Annotated in this window: 9 protein-coding genes; 7 read left to right on the forward strand and 2 right to left on the reverse strand. The window is 62.4% G+C overall.

Going from position 1 to position 8165, the window contains the following annotated elements; translation table 11 throughout:
* A partial coding sequence (locus AC1P6P_RS10510; RefSeq protein WP_481402391.1) for an autotransporter outer membrane beta-barrel domain-containing protein occupies nucleotides 1–1678 on the forward strand: 1678 nt, incomplete at its 5' end.
* A gap of 70 nt (nucleotides 1679–1748) precedes the next feature.
* Here AC1P6P_RS10510 and AC1P6P_RS10515 read toward each other — a convergent pair.
* Both AC1P6P_RS10515 and AC1P6P_RS10520 read right to left on the reverse strand, forming a co-directional pair.
* The gene (locus tag AC1P6P_RS10515) at nucleotides 1749–2789 is read right to left on the reverse strand and encodes a threonine aldolase family protein (protein ID WP_481402392.1); all 1041 of its coding nucleotides are present in this window, start codon (nucleotides 2787–2789) and stop codon (nucleotides 1749–1751) included.
* A gap of 26 nt (nucleotides 2790–2815) precedes the next feature.
* On the reverse strand, nucleotides 2816–3256 hold the full coding sequence (locus AC1P6P_RS10520; RefSeq protein ID WP_481402393.1) for a VOC family protein: 441 nt from the start codon (nucleotides 3254–3256) through the stop codon (nucleotides 2816–2818).
* Between the two features lie 479 nt (nucleotides 3257–3735).
* Here AC1P6P_RS10520 and AC1P6P_RS10525 point away from each other — a divergent pair, with 479 nt between their 5' ends.
* The 6 genes from AC1P6P_RS10525 to AC1P6P_RS10550 all read left to right on the forward strand — a co-directional run bounded on the left by AC1P6P_RS10525 (nucleotide 3736) and on the right by AC1P6P_RS10550 (nucleotide 8094).
* Nucleotides 3736–4350 (forward strand): energy transducer TonB, encoded by a 615-nt coding sequence (locus AC1P6P_RS10525; RefSeq protein WP_481402394.1) that lies wholly within the window; start codon nucleotides 3736–3738, stop codon nucleotides 4348–4350.
* A gap of 55 nt (nucleotides 4351–4405) precedes the next feature.
* Nucleotides 4406–5227 carry a MotA/TolQ/ExbB proton channel family protein gene (locus AC1P6P_RS10530; protein WP_481402395.1) on the forward strand — a complete coding sequence of 274 codons (822 nt, stop codon included), beginning with the start codon at nucleotides 4406–4408 and terminating at the stop codon, nucleotides 5225–5227.
* A gap of 55 nt (nucleotides 5228–5282) precedes the next feature.
* On the forward strand, nucleotides 5283–5732 hold the full coding sequence (locus tag AC1P6P_RS10535) for an ExbD/TolR family protein (RefSeq protein ID WP_481402396.1): 450 nt from the start codon (nucleotides 5283–5285) through the stop codon (nucleotides 5730–5732).
* A gap of 36 nt (nucleotides 5733–5768) precedes the next feature.
* On the forward strand, nucleotides 5769–6194 hold the full coding sequence (locus tag AC1P6P_RS10540; protein WP_481402397.1) for an ExbD/TolR family protein: 426 nt from the start codon (nucleotides 5769–5771) through the stop codon (nucleotides 6192–6194).
* A 252-nt stretch (nucleotides 6195–6446) separates the two neighbouring features.
* Nucleotides 6447–6866, forward strand: a complete 420-nt coding sequence (locus AC1P6P_RS10545) for an ExbD/TolR family protein (RefSeq protein WP_481402398.1) — start codon at nucleotides 6447–6449, stop codon at nucleotides 6864–6866.
* Between the two features lie 79 nt (nucleotides 6867–6945).
* Entirely contained in the window at nucleotides 6946–8094 is a 1149-nt protein-coding gene (locus tag AC1P6P_RS10550; protein WP_481402399.1) for a hypothetical protein, read from the forward strand.
* Nucleotides 8095–8165: the final 71 nt, after the last annotated feature.

The following is an 8165-nucleotide window of genomic DNA, read 5'->3' on the forward strand; positions in this document are numbered from 1 at the left end:
GTATAACGGCGTCCAGGTGACTGTCGACTCGGGTGGCACGCTCAATCTCTTGAACACCGACACCGCCCTGACCGCCACCACGGTCACGGTCGCCAAGAACGGTACCCTCAATCTCGGCGTCAATCGCCAGCTCACCTCGAGCGGCATGATTGCGGCCGATGCGGTCAGCTTCGCCAACGGTGCCAATCTCGGCGTGACCTATGCGAGCTTCCTGCCGAAGACGGCACAGAACTCGAACAATACCTATCAGTTCGTGCTGATGTCGGCCGACAAGGGCCAGATGACCATCGGCCAGAGCGTGATCGATACCTTCAACAACAAGATCGACACCAACGGCAACTCGACGCGGCCTTACCTGCTGTCGATGGCAACCATGTGCAACACCGGCAACGGGACCTGCTCCGGGTTCACGGCGCCGGACAGCACCAAGGATTACCTGCTCATCAACGTGAAGATGAAGTCGGCGGCCGATATCGGGTTGACCACCGGCAGCATGGCGATCACGCCGATGCGCAACGTCACCACTGGCGGCACGACGTCCTTGTTCGAACAGGCCAATCTGGCGCTGGCGGTCGATGACGATCTCGGCTCTGCCTTCCTCAATGGCATTCACAACGCCAAGGAAGCGGCCAAGGCCTATAACGACATGGCGCCCGGCGTCACCGGCGGCACGCGCGCGATCGCGATTTCGATCACCGATTCGGCGACCGGTCCGGTGGCGGCGCGCCAGCGCGCCCTGCGCATGTATGGCAAGACCAGCGGCGACTTCACCATCTGGGGCCAGGAATTTGTCCAGATGATCAAGGATCCGGGTACCGGTGCGGTCGACACCAACACCGGCTTCCGCACCAATCCGGGCTTCAAGGATCATGGCTTCGGTCTGTCGCTCGGTATCGACAGCGGCAGTCCGAAATACGGCTGGTACGGCGGCGCCATCACCTTTTATGCCGGCGACGTCAATGAACTGGCGCGTGATGCCCACGAAAACCAGCAATGGTACCTGCTCAGCCTCTATTCGGCGTGGCGCGGCAAGGGCTTGTTCCTCGACACCAAGCTGGATGCCGGCTACGGCCACATCGACGGCAAGCGCACCATCACCTTGGCGCCGACGTCGAGCACGTATTACGTGCGCCAGGCCGACAACACCCATGCCGGTGCGTTGATTTCGGGCTCGGTCGTGACCGGCGCGATGTTCTCCTACGGCGCGGCAACCTTCATGCCGCAGGTGAATATCGACGGCCTCTATGTCCGCGAAGAGGGCTACACCGAGAAGAATCCTTCGACGACCACGGTCGGCGACGGCTTCGATCTCAAGGTCGGCCAGTACTACGCCAAGTCGCTGCGGGCGTTCGTCGGCTTCAACGCGCGCTACGACCTCAAGCTGTTCGACATCTATCTGCAGCCGGAAGCGCGCGCTGGCTATCGCTACGACTTCGTCAGCGATCCGGTGAAGCTGAAGGCAGCATTCGCCTATTCCGACACCACGGCGCCGATCCCGGCGGCGGGCGACACCTTCGAGGTGACCGGTCCGGATCCGAGCCGCGGCAACTTCGTGCTCGGCGGTTCGGTCTCGACCACCAGCGATACCTGGACCCTCGGCCTCAGCTTCGACCTCGTGAAGGGCGACAACGGCGCCTTCCAGCAGGTCGGCACCCTGCATGTCCTCGGCCGCATCTGAGGACGAGCGTCTAGCAAGTCGTAAGTAGCGAATAGGGGCTTGACCGGTTCATCCAGTCAGGCCCCTTTTCCTATTCCCTATTTGCTTTCGCCAGTGCCACGAACCGGTCGACATCGTCTGCCGGCGTCGCAAAGCTCGTCACCAGCCGCACCAACGTGCGCCCGTTCGCCGGCGGGCCCCAGTCGTAGAACGCGGCTCCGGCGGCGCGCAGGCGCTCGGCGAGGCCGTCCGGCAGCCACACGAACACCGCGTTAGCCTCGGCCGGATGCGCCAGCTCGACGCCCTCCAAGTCGGCGAGACCGGCGGCGAGGCGCCCGGCCAACGTGTTGGCGTGGGCGGCGTGGCTGAGCCAGCGGCCGTCCTCGAGATAGGCGTCGAGCTGGGCCGAGACGAAGCGCATTTTCGACGCCAGGTGGCCGCTCTTCTTGCGCCGGTATTCGAAATCGCCGGCCAGCGCCGGATCGAAGAACACCACCGCCTCGGCTCCCATGGCGCCGTTCTTGGTGGCGCCGAAGCTCATCACGTCGACGCCCGCTTTCCAGGTCGCGGCAGCAGCGGAAACGCCGAGCCGCACCAGCGCGTTGGCGAAGCGGGCGCCGTCGAGATGGACTTTCATGCCGTGGCTGTGGGCGAGATCGGCCAGCGCGACGATCTCGGCGACGGAGTAGACGGTGCCGAGTTCGGTCGATTGGGTGAGCGATAACACCGCCGGCTGGGCGTGATGGACAAAACCCTTCAGGCTGTGCGACAGCGCTGTCGCAAGCGCTGCGGGCGTCAGCTTGCCGTGTTCGCCTTCGATGCCGATCAGCTTGGCGCCGTGGGTGAAGAACTCCGGTGCACCGCATTCGTCGACGGCGATATGAGCTTCGGCGTGGCAAAAAACCGCCCCGTGCGGCGGGCATAATGTGGCCAGCGCCAAGGCGTTAGCGGCGGTGCCGCTGAGCACCGGAAAGCTCGCCACCGGCCGCTCGAACAGGGCCGAAAGTCTTTCGCGGACGCAAAAAGTGATGGGATCGTCGCCGTAGGACGGAGCTGGCCCCGTACCGGCGGCGGCGACCGCGGCGAGGATTTCGGGCCACACGCCGTAGGCGTTGTCGGAAAGGAAATTCATGCTGTCCCCCAATTCTCGGTGCGCGTTTACCAGCTGCCGGTGCTGGCCATCGAGGCCCACGGCTCGGCGGCGGCAAGCGCCGGCCCGTCCTGCAAGAGCTCGATCGAGATGCCGTCGGGCGAACGCACGAACGCCATGCGCCCGTCGCGCGGCGGCCGATTGATGACGACGCCGGCAGCCTGCAATTTGGCGCAGGTTTGATAGATGTTTTCGACTGCAAAGGCGAGGTGGCCGAAATTGCGTCCACCGCTGTAGGCCTCGGCGTCCCAATTGTATGTAAGCTCAACGAGTGGTGCCTTTTCGGCGGCCGCGCGCAGCGCGTCGCCGGGGGCGGTCAGGAAGACAAGGGTGAAGCGGCCGGCTTGGCTGTCCATCCGGCTGGCCTCGGCCAGGCCGAGCTTGGTGCAGTAGAAGTCGAGCGCCGCGTCGAGATCGGCAACCCGGACCATGGTGTGGAGAAAGCGCATCGAAACCTCTGTTTTGCGGGCAGGTTGAGATAGCCAGTTAGGCAATCTGCAAAGAAATTCCATATTGCAGCGCACCACAAACCGCCGGGTGGGACGATGGATCGCACGCGAAAACCCAATGCGCGCAACGATCTTTTCACCTGCCGCAGAGCAGAAAGCGCCGTCCCGTGCGGCCGTCCGCCACAACGGGGCTGCCCCGAATTGGACATTTTCTCTTGCGTTTTATCTGCCGTTGTTATGAAGCGTGCGCCGCCGAGGAACGTCTTGGAAGTCCAAGACAATGTTAACCAAACTTCGCAACACTGGCATTTGTCAATGGACCCCCTGGACCGGCTGGCGAACGATGTTTACGATTGCGTAACCGACGACGCGCTCGGGGTGAGCGCCCGGTGGGGGACGCGTGAGCTTGGTCTGTTACTGCAGCGGGGCCTGGCGCGTTAGCGCCGGGTCGAATCTATACAAGGTACCGGTAAACACCCATGGAACAGCCACTACACACCATCAACAGAGCAAACCCGTCGATCTTTTCGCCTCAGCGCCTCCCGGCGTTGATCGCGTCGGGTGCGCTTGTCGTGCTTTCGGGGTGGGCCCTTTCGGCCGGCCTGGCGCAGAAGCTGATCGACAAGCTGCCTGACGAAATCAAGATCGACGTCTTGAAGGAAAAGATCGAGAAGAAGGAGCCGCCGCCGCCGCCGCCGGAAATGAAAGCGCCGCCGCCGCCCTTCGTGCCGCCGCCGGATATCGTCATTCAGACCGAGACTCCGCCGCAAACCACCGCCATCACCACCCAGTCGAAGGTGAACACGCCGCCGCCGATCTCGTCGCCGGTGTCCATCGGCAAGCCGCACGTCTGCTTGCAGGATTATCCTGCAATTTCGGTGCGCCTGGGTGAGCAAGGCACGACCACGATCGGGTTCACCATCACGCCCGAAGGCCGCGTTGAGAACGTGCATGTGGCGAACTCGAGTGGTTCCGAACGTCTGGATAACGCCGCCGTCAACTGTGCTGCCTCATGGCATTACAAGGCGGCGGTCAAGGACAACGTCCCCGTCGCTGTTCCGTGGAAAGCGGAAGTGAAGTGGGTTCTGCACTGAGACAACAAGGCAAGCAAAAGCGTTTAAATTCGAAAAGCTACGGAGTAGTACAGCAATGATCTCGAAGAAACTGGCGATCGCAGCCGCTTTCGTCCTTCTCACCGGTCTCAGCGTCGGCCCCGCGCAGGCGCAGGCGACCGCCCCCGACACCTCGGCCCCGGCCGCGACCGCTGCGGCTCCCGCCGCCGGCCAGCAGGTCGTCAAGGCGAATGCCGCCGCCGCGACCGAGAAGAAGAACCCCTACGGCCTCATGCACATCATCGAGCAGAAGAACCCTGTCTCGATGTCGATTCTGATCATCCTGGCGATCATGTCGATCGGCACCTGGTACGTCTTCTTTGTGAAGCTCTTTGAGCAGAACAAGATCCTGGGCCAGGCCAAGACGGTCGAGCGTCGTTTCTGGACCTCGGCCAGCCTGAACGAAGGCATCGAGAAGCTGCCGAAGAACTCGGTGTTCCGCGGTCTCGCCGAAGCCGGCGTCCGTGCGGCCCAGGGCGGCACGACCCTCGTCGGCCTCAACGACTGGATCGCCATGAGCCTGTCGCGTCAGCTCGAAGATGCCAACTCCAAGCTCGCCGGTGGCATCACCTGGCTCGCCTCGGTGGGTTCGGTTGCGCCGTTCGTCGGTCTGTTCGGCACGGTGTGGGGCATTCTGCAGGCCCTGATCTCGATCGGCGTTGCCGGTCAGGCCTCGATCGACAAGGTCGCCGGCCCGGTTGGTGAAGCTCTGATCATGACCGCCATCGGCCTGTTCGCCGCCGTCCCGGCCGTGCTGCTGTATAACTTCCTCGTTCGCCGCAACAAGGTGATCGGCGAGAAGTTCCGCGGCTTCGCCGGCGACCTTCAGACCTACCTGATCTCGAAGGGCAGCAAGTAATCTAGGGCAAACGCAGAGGCCGGCTTGGCCGGCCTCTCATTTGCGGAGAAGTCATATGGCTGCTTTTGTACAAAGTGCCGTCGGTCATGGTGACGAAGACGATCTGAACTGCACCATCAACGTTGTCCCGCTCGTGGACATCATGCTGGTGATGCTGATCATCTTCCTCGTGACCATCCCGGTCATTGTGAAAGTTGTGCCGGTTCAGTTGCCGAACGCCCGCAATATCGCGACCGAAACCAAGCCCGAGAACATCGTGGTGGCAGTGACGTCCGAAGAAGAAGTGTTCTACAACAATTCGCCGGTGACCTATTCGGAACTGCATGGCCGCTTCATGAACGCGCTCATTCGCGCCGCCAAGTCGGGTACGCCGCTTCCGGAAGTCCACATCCGCGCTGACAGGCAGGTGCGCTTCGAAGCCGTTGGTCGCGCCATTCTGGCCGCCCAGATGGCTGGCGTTCCGAAGGTCGGCTTCATCACCGAACCGCGCAACGAGTCCGAGTAATAGCTCGCGTAGCGAACTGAAAAGGTAGTTATTGCCATGGCCGGTATGTCAACCAAGCAGGCTGAAGGCGATCCGATGATGGAAATCAACATGACGCCGCTTATCGACGTCATGCTGGTGCTCCTGACTCTGCTCATCATCACCCTGCCGATCCAGACTCACGCTGTGAAGCTGGACATGCCCCGCCCGAACCCGAACCAGAAAACGCCCCTCATCGAGATTCCGAAGGTCCGTCTGACCATCGACTTCGACGGGACGATTCTGTGGAACGGTTCGCCGGTCGATCGGGCAACGCTCGACGGATATTTCCTCGATGCGTCGCAGCAGGATCCTCAGCCGGAAATCCATCTCGAGCCGAACAAGCTCGCGAAGTACGACATCGTTGCCAAGGTGCTGGCCGATGCCCAACGTCTGGGCGTCAAGAAGATCGGCTTCACCGGTCTCGATCAGTACATGCAGTGATGCAAGGCTGAAGTCTTGAATCGGGCGCGTGGGGGAGACCTCGCGCGCCCGAAGCTTTTGGCGACTGTCGCCGGCAAGGCGGTCTTAACCGCTTCGGCCGTTTCCGCTTTCCCTGCGCGCCCTTTCCCACCATAAAAATGTCTCAAGGGAAGGTCAGGCTCGTGGCCGGCTTCCGCGACCGATGCGATCGGGGGATCGGCGAGGTGCGGGCGCCGTTATCGCCCGGGGAGAGCCCGGGGAAGGGGGAGAGCCATGGCTGGGATGTCAACCAAACAAGCGGACGGCGATCCGATGATGGAGATCAACATGACGCCGTTGATCGACGTCATGCTGGTGCTTCTGACGCTTCTCATTATCACCCTGCCGATTCAGACGCATGCCGTGAAGCTCGACATGCCGGCGGGACCGCCGAAGACCGGCGGCCTACCTCCGATCATCGTTAACCTCGGGATCGACTTTGACGCGACGATCACCTGGAACGGTTCGGTGGTCGATCGCGGCACGCTGGATTCGTATTTTTACGACGCGGGGTTGGCCGACCCGCAGCCGGAAATCCACCTTAATCCGAACAAACTGGCTAAGTATGACACTGTGGCGAAAGTGCTCGCGGACGCGCAGCGTTTGGGCGTCAAAAAAATTGGCTTTGTCGGCCTAGATCAGTATATGCAGTGATTTGTGAGGGAGCGGACTGGGCTCCTTGGGGATCCCCGGGGGCGCCTGAGTACCTAAGGCGAAGATAGAGGTCTCTGAGATGATCGCAAACAAAATCCGCGCCGTGGCGACGGCGCTTGTACTCGGAACGGCCATGACGGCCGTTGCCACCATGCCCGCCGACGCCGCGATGCGTTCGACGGTTGGCAAGCCCCTGCAAGAGGCGCTGAGCCTGGCCAAGTCCGGCAACTACGCCGCCGCTTGCGCGAAGGTGAAGCAGGCCGAAGGCGTTGGTGGCCTTTCGGCGGAAGAATCCAAAGGCGCCAACCAGATGAAGGAATATCTGGCGGCAGCGTCCAAGGGCTCGGTCTGCGCCGAAGGTTCGACCGGCATCCAGGCGAAGTTTGCCGCGGACTGGAACGCCCGCAAGTATCGCGACGTGATCGCCGACGAAGAAGTGCTGCGCAAGTACAACGTGCTCAATGCCCAGTCGATGATCGTGATCGCGCAGGCCTATGAAGGCCTCGATGATTATCGCGGCTGCATGCGCTACGCCGACAGCCACGCCAGCGCCGGTGCCGAAATGGTCCGTCGCGGCATGCTGTGCGCCTTCAAGGCCGGCGACGACAACGCCGCCCGCGATCTGGCCATCAAGCTGGTGACGCAGAGCCCGACCCCGGAAAACTGGGGCGAGCTTCTGAAGCAGGCCGAACACGCCAAGCAGCTGTCCGACCCGCAGACGCTCGACATCTATCGCTTGAAATATCTGACCGGCAACCTGAAGGGCTCGGACGAGTACTTCATGCTGTCGCAGATGCTGATCGCGGCCCGCGTCCAGAACGAAGCCGCCGTGATCGTCGACAAGGGCGTCCAGGCCAAGCTGCTGGTTGATGCCCGCGCCCAGCGTCTGGCCGGCATGGCCAAGAAGAACGCGGCCGACGAGAACGCTGGCATCCAGAAGGCGCTGGCCGCTGCCCAGAAGCAGCCCAAGGGCGAAGATCTGATCAAGGTCGGCGAGCAGCTTACCGGCATGGGCCGTTATGGCGATGCGGTGAATGCCATCCAGGCCGGCATCGCCAAAGGTGTTGCCGATACCGACAATGCCCAGGTCCACCTCGCGGTCGCCCTCTACGGCAACAAGCAGAAGCCGGCCGCGATTGCCGCCCTCGACAAGGTCGAGAAGAACAGCAAGTCGCCGAACGGCAAGCTGATCGCCCGCATGTGGTCGCTCTACATCCGCGCCCACTAAGCCGGATCGAACACGTCCAGACGCAAGACGGCGGGCCTGAAGGTCCGACGTTTTCGTTTGTGCCCCTCTCT

The organism is Rhizomicrobium sp. (genome assembly GCF_056722145.1).

Bases quoted from the DNA above. Each gene is read 5' to 3' on its own strand.
- AC1P6P_RS10540 (WP_481402397.1), top strand. From the start codon at position 5,769: ATGGCCGGTATGTCAACCAAGCAGGCTGAAGGCGATCCGATGATGGAA.
- AC1P6P_RS10530 (WP_481402395.1), top strand. From the start codon at position 4,406: ATGATCTCGAAGAAACTGGCGATCGCAGCCGCTTTCGTCCTTCTCACC.
- AC1P6P_RS10535 (WP_481402396.1), top strand. From the start codon at position 5,283: ATGGCTGCTTTTGTACAAAGTGCCGTCGGTCATGGTGACGAAGACGAT.
- AC1P6P_RS10515 (WP_481402392.1), bottom strand. From the start codon at position 2,789: ATGAATTTCCTTTCCGACAACGCCTACGGCGTGTGGCCCGAAATCCTC.
- AC1P6P_RS10520 (WP_481402393.1), bottom strand. From the start codon at position 3,256: ATGCGCTTTCTCCACACCATGGTCCGGGTTGCCGATCTCGACGCGGCG.
- AC1P6P_RS10545 (WP_481402398.1), top strand. From the start codon at position 6,447: ATGGCTGGGATGTCAACCAAACAAGCGGACGGCGATCCGATGATGGAG.
- AC1P6P_RS10525 (WP_481402394.1), top strand. From the start codon at position 3,736: ATGGAACAGCCACTACACACCATCAACAGAGCAAACCCGTCGATCTTT.
- AC1P6P_RS10550 (WP_481402399.1), top strand. From the start codon at position 6,946: ATGATCGCAAACAAAATCCGCGCCGTGGCGACGGCGCTTGTACTCGGA.